Origin of the sequence: Bradyrhizobium sp. LCT2 (assembly GCF_009931255.1) — a bacterium.
Taxonomy (GTDB): domain Bacteria; phylum Pseudomonadota; class Alphaproteobacteria; order Rhizobiales; family Xanthobacteraceae; genus Bradyrhizobium; species Bradyrhizobium diazoefficiens.
This window is the reverse complement of record NZ_CP034432.1, coordinates 8,997,391-9,013,179: the sequence shown is the minus strand read 5'-3', so window position 1 is coordinate 9,013,179 and position 15,789 is coordinate 8,997,391. Positions and strand designations below refer to the sequence as shown.

Here is a 15,789-nt window from a genome sequence, read left to right as displayed (position 1 = left end):
TTCGGAACGCGGCGGCCGGTGATGCCGGGTGCTGACCGATCAGCTGTTGCGCAGGCCGTCGGCGGCGCGCTTCCACTGCGCGACGTTGTCGGCGATCATGCGGGTCGACTTCATCGCGGCCTGGCTGAGCTGGGCGTAGCCGGAGATCTCGCGCTGGACGCGCTGGCCTTCGGCATGGAGCAGGTCGCGCAGGCTCTCGAGCTCGGAGATCAGATTCTCGATCTCGGCGAGCGAGGTGCCGGCGACGCGCTGGATCAGCGAGTTGACGTTGGTGACGGTGGCCTCCGCGCTCGGATCGAGCGGCGGTGCGTCGGCGCTCGTCGCCGCAGGCCGGCGCAGATAGGCGATGTCGTTGCGGACGAAGTCACGGATGCCGGCTTCGACTTCCGTCACCGCGGCGAGATTGCTGTCGACCGTCTCGGTCTCGGTGGTCTCGGTCTTTTCCGGACGCATGGCGTTCATCGTTGTTCCCCTGTTCGCGTTGAGCGCAGCGCGAGTGTCCCCCGCACGACGACGTCTGTAAGGCGATCCGCATCAGGGCGCCGGATTTTGACCGTAACTGGGCCGAGATGCGGCAAGGGCGGACCATTCGGGGGTTTTGCCGTGGCGTATGGTTAGGAATGTCTAAACGGCGGCTGCGGCGGAGCGCCTTCGCGGCACGGCCGGTGTCTGACTCCCTCTCCCCGCAAGCGGGGAGAGGCGAAAACACACTCACCAGCTCTTCTTGAACCCCGCCGTCAGGCTCTTGTTGATCGCGCCCTGCGAGGTCTCGCCGACCGAGCCGGAGACGGTGACGTTGTCGAACAGCTTTTGCTCGGCGCCGAACTTGCGCAGCCATTTGTCGTCGGTGGTCGAGAGCGTCTGGCCGGCGGTGATGCTGGTGCCGGTGTCGGTGAGGGTGACCTTGGCGGACTGGTCGGTCTCGTAATTGCGGGTGATGTGCCCGCCGATGCCGGGGACCGCGGTCGTGCCCTGCTGGTTGACGCTGTAGCCGTTCTGCAGCGTCAGCGACGTGTCGCCCGACAGCGGCACCGATTTGGTCAGCGACGCGCCGAGCTTGCTCTGCTCGGCGCCGGGGTCGACACGGGCTTCCACCGCGGTCTTGTCCCAGATCGGGCCCGCGCCGGGCGCGGTCGCCGCCGCCCAGGCGCTGCCGGAGGATTGCGGCAGGTTGCCGCCATTGGCGGCCTTCTGCGCCAAGAGCTCGGACATCGTCCGCGGCTCGCTCGTCACCGTCATGTCGGCGCCGATGCGGGCGTCCCAGAACGAGGATACCGACTGCTTCACCGTCACCGCCGAGGAGCCGTTGGCATTGGCGTTCGACGACCAGTTCATCCCGTCATTGGCGGCGGCCTGCGCGCGCTTCTTGGCGGCGATGAGGTCGTTGAGCGTGCCGGCGTCGATCGCGAGCTGGCCCCAGTCGAGCTTGTCGACGTCGATGCCTTTGAGCACGTCGGGGTCGTTGACGTCGGGGGTATCCGCCGCCTCGGCTTCCTCGTCGGGCGCGGCCGCGGGTGGGGAGAAGGGCGGGATGATCTGCGCCGAGACCGTCAGCACCGAGCCCAAAATGAACGCGGCCGCCAGCACTGGCAGCCTGGTCCAGCCAAAACCTGTCGAGAATTCCATCGTCCTGCCCGCGAACCCCGGCGCATGCTGTCCGATAATATATAGCGGACTTCCGCAATGACCATGCGCCATTCCGCAGCGAGGATGCTGACCTATCGTTGCGAAATTGTGGCGGCTCGCCTTTGGACGCTTGCCTGGGGACGCGAAACCAACGGGCCGCGCGAAAGGCGCGCGCCCGACGACGGGCTTCCGGCACGACGGCATCCGGCGGGGCTGGAGGCCAGGACGTCGCACCACGCATCGTCATCGGTCCCGAAGAGCGGGGCCCGTTGGCGTCCCCCCTCAGCCGACGCTGCTCATCTTCGGCAGATGAATGGCACGGCCGAGTGCCTGCTCGACCAGGTCGAAGGTGTCGATCAGCACGCGCAAGCTGACGAGCTTGCCCGCCCTGAACTGGGCGAACTGCGCGGCCCGCAAGGAAATCGGTTTGTTGGAATCCAGCGCCGTCAGCGAATAGCGCAGCATCGAGGCGGCGGAATCGACGCCGAGCATGATGCTCTCGCGATCGAAGCGGCGGACCTGGAAATTGTCGGCGAGCTGGCGGATGACGTCGAGCACGGCGTCCTTGCCCTGGCGCGCGCCGAGGAACGGAAACATGTCGATCGGGCCATAGAGCGCCCACTCGACGTCCTCGTCGATCAGGGCCTCGATATCCTCGAAATGCCGGTCGTTGATCGCGCGGTGCAATGCGCGCGAGAAACGCCAGAGGCTGTGCTCTGTCATTTTGGGCAGTCCTGAAGCTGGCTTGCAAAAAAACGGAAAGCAGCCCGATGCACAGGAAACGTGCCTCGGGGCCGCTCAACTCGTTTGTATGCGAACAAAATACGGAATTTCGGCCAAAACGCAATTCACGTTTTCGCAATGCACAATTGATCGCGTTTTGTGAGATTTACAACAGAACCCCGTAATCTTCCGGGGGGCTCAAGCGTACGAGCGCTGGTTCCCGCATTCTCGGTGTCGTCCTGGCGAAAGCCAGGACCCATAGCCACCGAATCCTGCAATGGGCACGCTAGCGGTTAGCAAGGTGCCACCATATCGGCAGTCGGGGTAATGGGTCCTGGCTTTCGCCAGGACGACGTCGCGAAGAGCGCGGTCGGGATTAACTCCCGTCCACCCGCGCCCCCACGATCAGCGGTCCGATCTCGCGCTCCAGCACCTGCTGCACCAGATCGTAGGAATCGATGATCTCGCGGATCTGCGCCACCTGTCCGTTGCGGAAGGTGTAGAACACCGCCATATCGAACTGCACGACGCGGTCGTTGCTGCGCTTCCTGAAATAGGTCTGCATGTAGGTGGCGACCTCGTCGCCCTCGGCGACGATGTGCGGCGCCTTGTAGCGGATCTCCGAATAGCGCACCCAGACCGTCTGCCAGAGCGCGCGCAATTCGGCCTTGCCGTGGCGCGGCACCATGTGCGGCAGGATGTCGATCGGCGCGTGGGTGAGGAAGTCGACGTCGTCGGTGCAGCACGACAGCGCGGCCTCGATGTCGCCGCGCGCGAAGGCGTCGAGCAGATGCACGACGCGCTGGCGATTGAGCTTCTCGACTGTCATTCCGCCCGTCCTCATTGGCCGCATGGCGTTGCGCAACGCTAACGCGCGGTTTCGCGCACCGGCAATCCGCGAAACCACAGGAGTGTTGCAGTCGATATGACGCGCAAGCGCAATGCCAGGTTCATGGCTGCAATTATGGGTTGAGCGCCCGTGCGCCTGCACGAAATCGCCTTGCGCAATGCCGGGGGCCGCGCAGGCGCGTGGAACCGCGATGCGCCCGCGCCCGTTGAGACGCCGACACCGCATCCGGAGACATCGATCCATGAAATCCCAGCTTCTCGCCGTCACCGCCGCGCTTCTCATCTGCGGTGCGACCTCCACCGCCAACGCCAAGGGCTGCATCAAGGGCGCCGTCGTCGGCGGCGTCGCCGGCCACTATGCCGGCCATCACGGCGTCCTCGGCGCCGCCGCCGGCTGCCTCTACGGCCGGCACCACGCCAAGGAGCAGGAAAGGCAGCGGCAACAGCAGAGCCAGGTGAACGGGCAGGGGAAGCTGTAATCCCCCGTCATTCCGGGGCGCGCCACTCGGCGCGAGCCCGGAATCCATCTCGCCCCTTGTTCCGGCTATGGAAAAGGGCGTGACCCATCTCACATCACGCCCGCCCCGACGCGGCTGTCGTGATCGGCATGTCACCAGGGAGACGTGCCATGGCCGCCACGATCGCCGCGAGAAAGTCCCGCCTCCACAACGCGCTCGAAGGCCTCGCGCTGACCGCGACCCTCCAGAGCTTCCCGACCTTCGCCACCGCCGCGATGCTGCTCAAGCTGCTCGGCAACCACGACCTCGTCGGCGACCCCGGCGTCGCCATCGCCTCCATCGCCCATGCGCTGCTCGCGGTGGCGCCGGGCTCGAGCTTCCCTTCCTTCTTCAAGACCGTCTACGAACCAAAATTCTTCGAGGCCCATCTGTCGCGATCCGACAAGATCACCGCCTGGCGCACCCAGCCGGTCGCCTCGCTTCAGCTCGTTACCATCGTGCTGCTGCTGTCGGGGATGGCCGTGGTGACGGCGAGCGTGGGGTGAAGGAGCATATCTCTCCCTCGTCATTCCGGGGCGCGACGAAGTCGCGAGCCCGGAATCCATAACCACGAACAACGCGGATGACCCCGCGCCCCCTACCTCTTCTTCCACCCGCCGCGATGCCCCGGCGCGCCGCCGCTGGAGCGCGGGGTGGGGCCGAACTCCGGTCCTGACTGTCGCGAGTCCGTCGGCTGGATGATCCGGCTCGTGCTGCCGAACGGCTTTGCGGGCAGGCTCGGCTTCTCGCGGTAGGGCAGCGATTCCGGGCCGTGCATCTCGTCGAGATGCGGCTTGTGCACCTTCGAGCCGCTGCCGACGCCGCTGGCCTTCAGCGCGGAGCTCACGGTTTTCCTCTTCATCGCGCTGACGGGCAGGTTCGCCGCGTCGCCGTACTTCTTGGTGCCGGCATAGGCGCCGGCCTTGCCCTGGACGGTGCGCTGCTTGGCGGTGGGGTCGTCGACCACCGCGAGTTCGGTGGCGCGCAGGCGCTTGACTTCGTCGCGCAGGCGCGCGGCTTCCTCGAAGTTCAAATCGGCCGCGGCCTCGCGCATGCGGGTTTCGAGATCGGCGAGCACGGCTTCGAAATTGTGGCCGATCGAGATGACGTCGTCGGTCATGTCGTGGCCGCCGACCTCGACCAGCACGTGGTCGCGCTCGTAGACGGAGTTGAGGATGTCGCCGATCTGCTTCTTCACGCTCTCCGGCGTGATGCCGTTGGCGGTGTTGTACTCGACCTGTTTTTCGCGGCGCCGGTTGGTTTCCGCGATGGCGCGCTCCATCGAGCCGGTCATCTGGTCGGCATAGAGGATCACCTTGCCGTCGACGTTGCGCGCGGCGCGGCCGATGGTCTGGATCAAGGACGTTTCACTGCGCAAAAAGCCTTCCTTGTCGGCGTCGAGAATCGCGACCAGCGCGCATTCGGGAATGTCGAGGCCTTCACGCAGGAGGTTGATGCCGACCAGCGCGTCGAAGGCGCCGAGCCGGAGATCCCGGATGATCTCGATGCGCTCGATGGTGTCGATATCCGAGTGCATGTAGCGGACGCGAATACCCTGCTCGTGCAGATATTCGGTGAGATCCTCCGCCATGCGCTTGGTCAGCACCGTGATCAGCGAGCGATAGCCGGCCTGCGCGGTGGCGCGGACTTCGCCGACGAGATCGTCGACCTGGGTGCGGGCGGGGCGAATGTTGACCGGAGGATCAATAAGCCCGGTCGGGCGAATGACCTGCTCGACGAACACGCCGCCGCTCTCGTTCAGCTCCCAGCCGCTCGGCGTCGCCGACACCGCGATGGTCTGCGGCCGCATCATGTCCCATTCCTCGAAGCGGAGCGGGCGGTTGTCCATGCAGGAGGGCAGGCGGAAACCGTATTCGGCGAGCGTCGCCTTGCGGCGGAAGTCGCCTTTGAACATGGCGCCGATCTGGGGGACGGTGACGTGGCTTTCGTCGGCGAACACCAGCGCGTTGTCAGGCACGTATTCGAACAGCGTCGGCGGCGGCTCGCCGGGCAGGCGTCCGGTGAGATAGCGCGAATAGTTCTCGATGCCGGCGCAGCTTCCGGTCGCCTCCATCATCTCGAGGTCGAAGGTGGTGCGCTGCTCCAGCCGCTGCGCTTCCAAAAGGCGGCCCTGGTCGTGCAGCTGATCGAGCCGCTGCTTCAATTCCGATTTGATCGACTTGATCGCCTGCACCAGCGTCGGGCGCGGCGTCACATAGTGCGAGTTGGCGTACATCTTGATGAATTCGAGCTCGTCCTGCTTGTGGCCGGTGAGCGGATCGAACTCCTCGATGGTCTCGATCGTGTCGCCGAACAGGTTCACGCGCCAGGCGCGGTCCTCATAGTGCGCCGGGAAGATGTCGATGACGTCGCCTCTGACCCGGAAGGTGCCGCGGGTGAAATCGGCCTGGGTGCGCTTGTACTGGAGCGCGACGAGGTCGGCGATCAGCTGGCGCTGGTCGATGCGCTCGCCCTTCTTCAGCGCGAAGGTCATCGCGGTGTAGGTCTCGACCGAGCCGATACCGTAGATGCAGGACACCGAGGCGACGATGATGACGTCGTCGCGTTCGAGCAGCGCGCGCGTCGCCGAGTGGCGCATGCGGTCGATCTGCTCGTTGATGGAGGAATCCTTCTCGATATAGGTGTCGGTGCGCGGGACGTACGCTTCCGGCTGGTAGTAGTCGTAATACGAGACGAAATATTCGACCGCGTTGTCGGGGAAGAAGTTCTTGAACTCGCCATAGAGCTGGGCGGCCAGCGTCTTGTTCGGCGCCAGGATGATGGCGGGGCGCTGCGTCGCCTCGATTACCTTGGCCATGGTGTAGGTCTTGCCGCTTCCGGTGACGCCGAGCAGCACTTGGCTGCGGTCGTTGCGCTGGATGCCCTCGACCAGCTCGGCGATCGCGGTCGGCTGGTCGCCGCGCGGTTCGTAGTGCGACTTGATCTCGAAGCGCACGCCACCTTCGGACTTTTCCGGGCGCGGCGGCCGATGCGGGGTCCATACCTTCGTGGAGCCGTCGTCCTTGCGGAACTCCGGCCGGCCCTCGCGGATCAGCGACTCCAGCGCATCCGCGGTCGCCTTGACGCCGAGCGCCTCCATTTTGCTGCGCGGCGGACGCGCCAGCGCCTCGGCATCGTCCTCCTCGGTGGGCAGGCCGAGCTGCCGCGCCAGTTCCGGATCGAGCGTCGGGATCGTGGCCGCGGTGCCGTAATTGGCCTGCGGCGCCTCGTCGAGTCCCGCCGGGCGGTCACTGGGAAAGTCCTTCGGCGTCGAGGCGCGCGCGCGATGCGCGGCGGCCTCGCCCCCGGCGCGGCGGTCGCGCGAATTGTCCGGCGGCGGCTGGAGGCCGGTGCCCGATCCAAGCCCGGCATCGCCGCGGTTGATGGCGGGATTGAGCAGCTCGGCCAGCGCCGGCCCGATCGGCTGCACGTCAGGGCGGTGCGCCTTCGAGTTCGGGGCCTTGGACGGAGCCTTGGACTTGGGGGATTTGCCGGATTTTTCGGAGGATGCAGATTTCTTCGCCATGGGGCGAATATGGGACGAGTCCGCCCCTCAGGAAAGGGCGAATGCCCGTCCGTGCGCAGGCTGCTGACAGCAGGTTGGCAGCAGGCCGAAACGTCACGCCGCCGGCAGCGGGCCCTCGTTGTCCTCGGCCGTCCCATGCGGCTTGAGGATGTCGAGGTGGATCCCGCCGCAATCGGTGCAGCGCATGGTCCAGTACTCGCACCCGGCGCGGCCGCCGATCACGCGGAGCACCGCGAGATCGCCGTTGCATTCGGGACAATTCGACAGGACGGCGCGGTTGTAGATCCGAGGCCGCGCTCCGTCGTCGAATTCGGTGATTGACATGACCGGTTCCCCTTCGCCGTCCCTGACCGATTATTCGTCGTCGCTGTCGGCCCGCCGGCGGAAGCGATCGATGTGGTGCTTGGCATCGGCAATCGCGGCGTCGCGATCGGGCCAGGCGAAGCCGACCTCCATGGCCGGAAACAGCACGCCGTCGATGGCAACCAGGCTGAAATCGGCGCGCCGGATGCGGGCGTGCCACAGCCCCTTGCCAGCTTCGAAGGATTCGATGTCAAAGCCGTCGTAGATGGTCGTCATTGGTAGTCCCCGGAGTGTCTTGGTCGAGTCTGTTGCTCGAGCGCCTTGTTGGAGGGGCAGGGGACCACGTTTGCGGATTTCAGGATGTGAAGCGGTTCACATGCGACGGGGTTTTTTGCCCGCGGAACCGCTGAATTTCAGTTCCGCGCGGTGGTGCGGCCGGTGCGCCTCGCCGGACGGGCGGCGGGTTCCGACGCCGCCCGCATGATCCAGCGGCGGAACGCGGCAAAGTCGCGCTGCTCGGTCTGGAAGCTGCGATAGACCAGATACCAGCGCATGCCCTTGGGCACCGAGAGGTCGAACGGCGCTACCAGGCGCCCGGCGGCGAGATCGTCGTCGATGTAGGGCCGGATGCCCATGGCGATGCCGAGCCCGTCGGCGGCGGCCTGGAGCGCCTGGCCGTAAAACTGGAATTCCGGCCCGCGCGCATTGATGCGCGCGAGGTTGGCGGCCTTCAGCCAGATCGGCCAGTCCTCGGCTGAATGTGCGACGCGGATCAGGCTGGGTCCCCTGAGATCGGCCGGGCGCTTCAGGCTCGCGGCGAGACGGGGCACGCAGACCGGCGTGAGGTCGCCGGCGAACAGCGGCTCGGCGACGAGCCCGGGCCAGTCGCCGGTGCCGAGCTTGATGCCGCAGCTCCAGTCCTCGCCGAACGGCACCGACGCGCCGCCGGTGGTGAAGCGCACCTCGATGTCGGGCTCCTCGTTGCGAAACTCCGACAGGCGCGGGATCAGCCAGCGCATCGCAAAGGTGTGGCCGACGCCGATGGTGAGCACGCGGACGCTGGAGGGGGCCGTCACCTGCGCGGTCAGGCTGGCGAGCGCATCGAAGATCGGCGTCAGCCCGCTTTGATAGGCGCGTCCCGCCTGCGTCAGCACCAGCCTGTTGGCCTTGCGCTCGAACAGCGCGACGCCGAGCCGCTCCTCCAGCAGATGCACCATGCGGCTGACCGCGGCCGCCGACACGTTGAGCTCGACGCCCGCCGCAGCAAAGCTGCCGGTCCGCGCCGCCGCCTCGAATGCCTTGATGCCGTTGAGAAAGAGCAGCCGCCGCAAATGACCGACCCTCAGGAAAGCTGATGCCAGGGCAAGATAACTCAGTTTGCGCGAGGGGAGCAAGCGAGGCAGAAATATCAGCGTAATCCATGCTGATTTTGTTGAGCGGGAGGCTGCTTCTTCGCCTCTCCCCGCCTGCGGGGAGAGGCCGGAATTTGCGTTAGCAAATTCCGGGTGAGGGGGGTCTCCGCGAGTCCAACTGCCACCTCCCTTGTGGAGGCTCCCCCTCACCCCACCCTCTCCCCGCAAGCGGGGCGAGGGAGAGCGCATAGTCTGCGTCCCTCACTTGCTACGGAGACCCCGCGTGACGCCCATGATGATCGCTGCCCTTGGATTGCTGATGGTCGCCACCGCGTTCCTGTCGGGGCTGTTCGGCATGGCGGGCGGGCTGATCCTGATCGGCGTGCTGCTCGCGCTGATGCCGCTGCCGACCGCGATGGTGCTGCATGCGATCACGCAGATGGCCTCGAACGGCTGGCGTGCCTTCCTGTGGCGCGCGCATATCCGCTGGCGGCCGGTCGCGAACTATGTGGTCGGCGCGACCATCGCGCTCGCGGCCTGGTCGCTCACCCGCTACGTGCCTGACAAGCCGATGGCGCTGCTGCTGCTCGGCATCACCCCGTTCATGGCGCGGCTGCTGCCGACGAACATCAAGCCGGACCCTGATAGGCTCTGGCAGGGCACCGTCTATGGCACGATCTGCATGGGCTTGATGCTGATGACCGGCGTGTCGGGGCCGCTGCTCGACACCTTCTTCCTCGGTGGCGATTTCGGCCGGCGTGAGAAGGTGGCGACGAAGGCGATGTGCCAGCTCGTCAGCCACTTCACCAAGCTGATCTATTTCGGCGGCATCATCGACCAGGCCGCGAGCTTCGATCCCGTGCTCGCCGGCGTCGCGATCGCAGCATCCATGCTCGGCACCACGCTCGCGCGCCGCATTCTCGAAGCCATGACCGACCAGCAATTCATCGTCTGGTCGAACAAGCTGATCACCACCATCGCCTGCTACTACGTCGCCTATGGCGGCTGGCTCCTGGTTCGCACCCCGGTGCTGGCGGCCTTCGACAAGGGAGGTTTGCAATGAGCGAGACTGCCGATCCGCTGGTGCTGGACTTCGTCGAATGGGTCGCGCGCGAGCCGCGCGCCTATGCCGAGGTGATTTCGACCTGGAAGACCTCGTGCCCGCGCCTCACCATCTGGGAAGACGCCGCCGACCGCGGCTACGTCGCGCGCGAGACGGTTGCAGGCATCGGGCTGGTGATCGCGGTCACGGAGGACGGCGAGAGGTTTTTGCGCATGCATGGGCGGTGAGGTCTCCACATCATCATTGCGAGCGCCAGCGAAGCAATCCAGAATGTCTCCGCGGCGGAAGTCTGGATTGCTTCGCTGCGTTCGCGATGACGGAGCACCGGCCATGTCGCTCAAACTGTTCGAACTCGTCGGCACCGACGCCTCGCGTCCCTTCAGCCCGTATTGCTGGCGCACGCGGATGGCGCTGGCGCACAAGGGCCTGGCGGCGGAATCGCTGCCCTGGCGCTTCACCGAGAAGAGCGCGATCGCGCCGCACGGCTCGGAGAAGGTCCCGGTGCTCCTGCACGATGACAAGCCCGTCGTCGATTCCTGGACGATCGCGAACTATCTCGAAGACAGGTTTCCGGATCGCCCGTCGCTGTTCGGCGGCGAGGGCGGCCGCGCCATGGCGCGCATGATCAACGCCTTCGGCGACATCGCCATCGTCGGCGGCATCTTTCCGCTGATCATCGCCGACATCCCGAAGAATCTCGCCGACGTCGATGCCGCCTATTTCCGCCAATCGCGCGAAGCACGCTTTGGCGGCAAGACGCTGGAAGAGATCATGGCCAGCCGCGATGCCGGCGTGGTCGCCTTCCGCAAATCGTTGGAGATGATGCGGCAAACGTTGAAGAAGCAGCCCTTCATCGGCGGCGGCGCGCCGAACTATGCCGACTACATCGTGTTCGGCGGTTTTCAGTGGGCACGCGTGACGAGCCCGTTCAAGCTGCTGGAGGCGGATGATCCGGTCTACGCCTGGCGCGAGAAGCTGCTCGATGCGTTCGACGGCATGGCGCGGACCTCGCCGGGGCATGCGGTGTAAGTTTTGTCGCTTCGTAGGGTGGGCAAAGGCGCAAAGCGCCGTGCCCACCATCTCCCCACACGCGCAATGAAAATGGTGGGCACGCTTCGCTTTGCCCACCCTACGATACTGCCGTAGCCCGGATTACGCTTGCGCTCCATCCGGGCTACGCGCCGCCGCCTTGCGCAGACAATCCCGGCACAAACAGTCCTCGCCCTTGACCGGCATCGGCAGTCGCGCGGTTTCCTCCGCGCACCAGCAGGTGCCCGAGAGGTCGCAGCCGAACTCGGTGCCGCAGCGGGAGCAGGTGAGACGGCGCGGTTCCTGCATTGAGGATTCTTTCGGAATTGTCATGATTTGCGCAAAAGCTGTGCCGTCATTTTCATGTCGGGTTCATCTCCCGCCGCGGTATATTATCCGCCGCGCACAGACCAGGAAAGCGGTTGGCAATCCGCGAAGGACAAATCGATGGCCCGCGATTCGCAAGCCGCCCTCGTCGCGCTCAACCGCTTCGGCTTCGGCGCCCGCGGCGGGGCATCCGGCGATCTGATCAACGCGGCGTCCGATCCGCGCGGTTTCGTGAAGGCGGAACTGGCGCGCCCCAACGGCGTGCTGCTGGAAGCGCCCGGCCTGCTATCGACGCCGCAACTCGGCCAGGCCGTGTTCGCCTATCAGGACGAGGTCAAGCAGGCGCGCGAGGCCGCCGCCAAGGCCGGAACGCCGCCCGAAGCGCAGGCGCCGGCTGATCAGAAGCCCGGGCCCCGCCGCAATCTCTCGCTGAACACGGCTGCGACCGAGATCGCCGGCCAGATGGCCGAAGCCAAGCCGGCGGACGCTGCGGCAAAGCCCGAGACCATGCAGCCGAACATGGCCGCGCCGCCCGCCGCAAAACCTGCACCGCAGCCGCTCAACGTGATCCAGAAAACCTTTCGTGCCGAGGCGCTGGCGCGCTTGCAGCGTGCGACGCTGGTCGAGTGCGGCTTCACCGAGCGGCTGGTCGTGTTCTGGTCCAACCATTTCTGCATCTCCGCGAGCAAGGGCGAGCTGGCGCGAATCTGGGCCGGCGCGTTCGAGCGCGAGGCGATCCGGCCGCACGTGCTTGGGCGCTTCGCCGACATGCTCAAGGCGGTCGAGCAGCATCCGGCCATGCTGTTCTTCCTCGACAACCAGCAATCGCTCGGGCCGGACTCGCGGGCGGGGCAGAACCGCAAGCGCGGGCTCAACGAAAATCTCGCGCGCGAGATCATGGAGCTGCACACGCTCGGCGTCGGCGGCGGCTACACGCAGGAGGACGTCACCTCGCTCGCGCGCATCATCACGGGCTGGACCTTTGCCGGAAGGCAAGGCGGGCTCGGCACACCCGGCTCCTTCGCCTTCAACGTCAATGCACACCAGCCCGGGCCGCAAGTGCTGCTCGGCAAGACCTACGAGCCGACGGGGCTGGCGCAGGGCGAGGCGGCGCTCGCCGACATCGCCCGGCATCCTTCGACCGCGAATTTCATCGCGACCAAGCTCGTCCGTCATTTCGTCGCCGACGATCCGCCTCAGGCATTGGTCGCGCGCCTGCGCGACGTCTTCGTCAAGACCGACGGTGATCTCAAGGCCATGGCGACCGCGTTGGTCGATTCTGACGAGGCCTGGAAGGCGCCGCTGACCAAGATGCGCAGCCCTTACGATTTCCTGGTCGCGAGCGGCCGGCTGCTCGCGCGCGTGCCGGAGGATCCCGGCGCCTATCTGAACGGTCTCAATCTGCTCGGCCAGCCGCTGTGGTCGCCGTCCGGTCCCAACGGTTTCCCGGACACCGTTGCGGCCTGGGCCGCGCCCGAAGGCATGAAGCTGCGGCTCGACATCGCCGCGCAGATGGGCGCGCGGCTCGGCAACAACATCGACCCGCTCGACCTGCTGGAATTCGCAGCGGCAGACGCGGCGTCGATCGAAACGCGAAGGACCATCGAGCGCGCGGAATCGCGCCAGCAGGCGCTGGCGCTGCTGCTGATGTCGCCGGAAATGCAGAGGAGATGATGATGATCGACTGCGTCGAGAACCGGCTCCTCACCTCGCGCCGCGGCCTCCTGCTCGGCGGGGCCTCCTTCGCGGCCTGGGCCTATTTGCCGAAATTCGCGCGCGCAGCCGACGGTCGCGATCCCAGGCTGATCGTGGTGATCCTGCGCGGTGCGCTCGACGGGCTCTCGACCGTCGCGCCGGTCGGCGACCCCGATTATGCCGGCCTGCACGGGTCGATCGCGCTCGCGTCGGACGGCGCGCATCCCGCGATCATGCTCGATTCCTTCTTCGCGCTGCATCCGGCAATGCCGGAGTTCGCGCGGATGTATCGCGACATGCATGCCGCGGTGATCCACGCGGTGGCGACGCCCTACCGCGACCGTTCGCATTTCGACGGCCAGGACGTGCTCGAAAGCGGCTATGCCGGCCCCGGCCGGGTGCAGTCCGGCTGGCTCAACCGCGCGCTGGAAGCGCTGCCGCGCGGCGAGCGCGTCTCGAGCGGCCTTGCCGTCGGCCCGACCACGCCGCTGGTGCTGCGCGGCAATGCGCCGACCGTCGGCTGGGCACCGGTGGCGCTGCCGCAGGCCGACGACGACACCGCGATGCGGCTCGTCGATCTCTACCGTCACCGCGATCCCGCGTTGGCGATGGCCCTCTCGCAGGGCCTCCAGTTGGAGAAGGCCGCAAGCGGCGACGACATGAAGCCGAAGGGCGGCAATCAGGTCGCGCAGATGCGCCAGGTCGCGCGCGGAGCCGCCAAGCTGATGGCGGCCGACGACGGCCCGCGCATCGCCGCGCTCGCCTTCGACGGCTGGGATACGCACGCCAATGAAGGCGGCCCGGTCGGGCGTCTCGCCTTCCTGCTCGGCGGGCTCGACGGCGCGCTCGCCGAATTCGAGAACGGCCTCGGCGAGCGCTGGCGCGATACCGTCGTCGTCGTCGCCACCGAATTCGGCCGCACCGCGCGCATCAACGGCACCGACGGCACCGATCACGGCACCGCCACCGTCGCGCTGCTCGCCGGCGGCGCGGTGAAGGGCGGCCGCGTCATCTCCGACTGGCCGGGCCTCAAGCCCGCCAACCTCTATGAGGCCCGCGACCTCAAGCCCACCACCGACCTGCGCTCCGTGATCAAGGGCGTGCTGCAAGGCCAGTTCGGCCTGTCCGATCGCGTGCTGGCCGAGACGGTGTTCCCGGACAGCGCAAGCGCAAGGCCGATGAAGGGATTGGTGGCCTAATCCACAAACGCCGTCATTCCGGGGCGCGCCTCTTGGCGCGAGCCCGGAATCCATACTCCCGATCGGGGTTATGGATTCCGGGCCTGCGCCTTGCGGCGCATCCCGGAATGACGAGATAATCGCCTGAGCATCAGGAGAGACCACCCATGTACATCGCCATGAACCGCTTCCGCGTCGCCAAGGGCTCCGAGGCCGCCTTCGAGCAGGTCTGGCTCTCGCGCGACACGCATCTGGACAAGGTGCCGGGCTTCGTCGAATTCCATCTGCTGCGCGGCCCCGAGCTCGAGGACCACACGCTGTATGCCTCGCACACCGTGTGGGCGAACCACGCGGCGTTCGAGGCGTGGACCAAGTCGGAGGCTTTTCGGGCCGCGCATCACAAGGCCGGCGACAACAAGCCGCTTTATCTCGGCCATCCGCAATTCGAAGGCTTCGAAGTGATGCAGACGGTGGGGCGCGGCGCGAAATAGCGCCGCGCTTCAAACGTCAGCCCAGGGTGATCGTGTCGATCTCGGCAAGATCATCAGTGCTGAGCTTCCACGCGATCGCCTTGACGTTTTCCTCGATCTGCTCGACGCGGGTGGCGCCGGCGATCACGCTCGACACCTGCGGGCGCGCGGCGAGCCAGGAGAAGGCAAGCTCGAGCATGCTGTGGCCGCGCGCCTTGGCGAAGGCCTGGAGCTTCTCGACGATGTCCTCGTTGCGCGGAGTGACGTAGCGGTCGCGCAGCCGCGGCACCTTGCCGAAGCGGGTGTCGTCAGGCGCGCTCTCGCCCTTCCGGTACTTTCCGGTCAGGAGTCCGCTGGCGAGCGGGAAGAACGGCAACAGGCCGAGCTTGTATTCCGTTGCTGCCGGCAGCAAGTCCTTCTCGATGTCGCGCACCACCAGGGAATATTCGTCCTGGCAGGAGACGAAGCGGCTGACATTCATCGCGCGTGCGACGTACTCGGCCTCGGCGATCCGCCAGGCCGGAAAGTTCGAATTGCCGATGTAGCGGACCTTGCCCTGCCGGACGAGATCGTCGAGCGCGCGCAAGCTCTCCTCGATCGGCGTCAGCGGGTCATAGTCGTGCTGCTGGTAGAGATCAATGTAGTCGGTCTTCAGCCGCTTCAGGCTCGCTTCCACGGCGGCCATGATGTAGCGGCGCGAGGCGCCCTGCTTGGTTCCGTCCTCCGCCATCGGCTTGGAATATTTCGTCGCCAGCACGATGTCCTTGCGGCGATCGCCCAGCACAGTGCCGAGCACGTTTTCCGAGCCGCCCATGTTCGAATAGATGTCGGCGGTGTCGAACAGCGTGATGCCGAGGTCGAGCGCGCGATGGATCACCTTGCGCGAGGTCTCCAGGTCGGTGCGCTGGCCGAAATTGTTGCAGCCGAGCCCGACCGCAGACACGCGAAGGCCGGAGGCGCCGAGATTGCGAATTTCCATGGGAGATCCTGTGAGACGAGCAGCAGCACATTGTGACCGCGGTGCACCGCGCCAGCAAGCTGCTCGCCGCGCTGCTGCCATGCCGGCAGAGCGGACAAAAAAATGCGGCCCCTGTCAGACGCGGCGACTGACGGGGACCGCTTTGGGGCGCTTGATCGGTGACGGGGGGCCT

The 15,789-nt window shown here is 66.4% G+C and carries 18 protein-coding genes; 8 read left to right on the top strand and 10 right to left on the bottom strand.

Annotated elements, in window-relative coordinates; translation table 11 throughout:
• Positions 1-39 precede the first annotated feature (39 nt).
• The 4 genes from EI171_RS42500 to EI171_RS42485 form a co-directional block, all read right to left on the bottom strand.
• Positions 40-462, bottom strand: coding sequence for a hypothetical protein (locus EI171_RS42500; protein WP_161536700.1), 423 nt, complete (start codon positions 460-462; stop codon positions 40-42).
• Between the two features lie 249 nt (positions 463-711).
• The gene (locus EI171_RS42495; protein ID WP_161536699.1) at positions 712-1,626 is read right to left on the bottom strand and encodes a hypothetical protein; all 915 of its coding nucleotides are present in this window, start codon (positions 1,624-1,626) and stop codon (positions 712-714) included.
• 282 nt (positions 1,627-1,908) lie between these two features.
• A complete protein-coding gene (locus EI171_RS42490) occupies positions 1,909-2,349 on the bottom strand; it encodes a nuclear transport factor 2 family protein (protein WP_161536698.1) in 441 nt (146 codons plus the stop codon).
• A gap of 376 nt (positions 2,350-2,725) precedes the next feature.
• Positions 2,726-3,178, bottom strand: a complete 453-nt coding sequence (locus tag EI171_RS42485) for a nuclear transport factor 2 family protein (protein WP_161536697.1) — start codon at positions 3,176-3,178, stop codon at positions 2,726-2,728.
• Positions 3,179-3,440: 262 nt separating this feature from the next.
• On the opposite strand from EI171_RS42485, the gene EI171_RS42480 reads away from it, so the two are divergent.
• Positions 3,441-3,677, top strand: coding sequence for a hypothetical protein (locus EI171_RS42480; protein ID WP_161536696.1), 237 nt, complete (start codon positions 3,441-3,443; stop codon positions 3,675-3,677).
• A 149-nt stretch (positions 3,678-3,826) separates the two neighbouring features.
• Positions 3,827-4,201, top strand: a complete 375-nt coding sequence (locus tag EI171_RS42475) for a hypothetical protein (RefSeq protein WP_161536695.1) — start codon at positions 3,827-3,829, stop codon at positions 4,199-4,201.
• Between the two features lie 92 nt (positions 4,202-4,293).
• Here EI171_RS42475 and uvrB read toward each other — a convergent pair whose 3' ends face one another.
• The 4 genes from uvrB to EI171_RS42455 form a co-directional block, all read right to left on the bottom strand.
• Positions 4,294-7,221: an excinuclease ABC subunit UvrB gene (gene uvrB / locus EI171_RS42470; RefSeq protein ID WP_161536694.1), complete on the bottom strand. Its 2,928-nt coding sequence runs from the start codon at positions 7,219-7,221 to the stop codon at positions 4,294-4,296.
• A gap of 93 nt (positions 7,222-7,314) precedes the next feature.
• Positions 7,315-7,545 carry a hypothetical protein gene (locus EI171_RS42465; protein ID WP_028174684.1) on the bottom strand — a complete coding sequence of 77 codons (231 nt, stop codon included), beginning with the start codon at positions 7,543-7,545 and terminating at the stop codon, positions 7,315-7,317.
• Between the two features lie 30 nt (positions 7,546-7,575).
• Positions 7,576-7,800, bottom strand: coding sequence for a hypothetical protein (locus EI171_RS42460; RefSeq protein WP_028174685.1), 225 nt, complete (start codon positions 7,798-7,800; stop codon positions 7,576-7,578).
• Between the two features lie 137 nt (positions 7,801-7,937).
• The gene (locus EI171_RS42455) at positions 7,938-8,855 is read right to left on the bottom strand and encodes a LysR substrate-binding domain-containing protein (protein WP_028174686.1); all 918 of its coding nucleotides are present in this window, start codon (positions 8,853-8,855) and stop codon (positions 7,938-7,940) included.
• Positions 8,856-9,159: 304 nt separating this feature from the next.
• On the opposite strand from EI171_RS42455, the gene EI171_RS42450 reads away from it, so the two are divergent.
• From EI171_RS42450 to EI171_RS42440, 3 genes are all read left to right on the top strand, one after another.
• Positions 9,160-9,939: a sulfite exporter TauE/SafE family protein gene (locus EI171_RS42450; RefSeq protein WP_161536693.1), complete on the top strand. Its 780-nt coding sequence runs from the start codon at positions 9,160-9,162 to the stop codon at positions 9,937-9,939.
• Complete coding sequence (locus EI171_RS42445; protein WP_161536692.1) at positions 9,936-10,166, top strand: hypothetical protein; 231 nt, start codon at positions 9,936-9,938, stop codon at positions 10,164-10,166. The genes EI171_RS42450 and EI171_RS42445 overlap by 4 nt, the downstream gene beginning before the upstream one ends.
• Positions 10,167-10,269: 103 nt before the next feature.
• A complete protein-coding gene (locus EI171_RS42440) occupies positions 10,270-10,968 on the top strand; it encodes a glutathione S-transferase family protein (protein ID WP_038967273.1) in 699 nt (232 codons plus the stop codon).
• Between the two features lie 123 nt (positions 10,969-11,091).
• Here the strand turns inward: EI171_RS42440 and EI171_RS46310 are convergent, their stop codons facing one another.
• Positions 11,092-11,301, bottom strand: coding sequence for a cysteine-rich CWC family protein (locus EI171_RS46310; protein ID WP_053815149.1), 210 nt, complete (start codon positions 11,299-11,301; stop codon positions 11,092-11,094).
• Between the two features lie 114 nt (positions 11,302-11,415).
• Between EI171_RS46310 and EI171_RS42435 the strand changes: the two genes are divergently transcribed.
• The 3 genes from EI171_RS42435 to EI171_RS42425 all read left to right on the top strand — a co-directional run bounded on the left by EI171_RS42435 (position 11,416) and on the right by EI171_RS42425 (position 14,659).
• On the top strand, positions 11,416-12,969 hold the full coding sequence (locus EI171_RS42435) for a DUF1800 domain-containing protein (protein WP_161536691.1): 1,554 nt from the start codon (positions 11,416-11,418) through the stop codon (positions 12,967-12,969).
• A gap of 2 nt (positions 12,970-12,971) precedes the next feature.
• Positions 12,972-14,189 carry a DUF1501 domain-containing protein gene (locus EI171_RS42430; RefSeq protein ID WP_161536690.1) on the top strand — a complete coding sequence of 406 codons (1,218 nt, stop codon included), beginning with the start codon at positions 12,972-12,974 and terminating at the stop codon, positions 14,187-14,189.
• 146 nt (positions 14,190-14,335) lie between these two features.
• Positions 14,336-14,659 carry an antibiotic biosynthesis monooxygenase gene (locus tag EI171_RS42425; RefSeq protein WP_008544592.1) on the top strand — a complete coding sequence of 108 codons (324 nt, stop codon included), beginning with the start codon at positions 14,336-14,338 and terminating at the stop codon, positions 14,657-14,659.
• 16 nt (positions 14,660-14,675) lie between these two features.
• Here the strand turns inward: EI171_RS42425 and EI171_RS42420 are convergent, their stop codons facing one another.
• A complete protein-coding gene (locus EI171_RS42420; RefSeq protein ID WP_161536689.1) occupies positions 14,676-15,617 on the bottom strand; it encodes an aldo/keto reductase in 942 nt (313 codons plus the stop codon).
• Between the last annotated feature and the right edge of the window lie 172 nt (positions 15,618-15,789).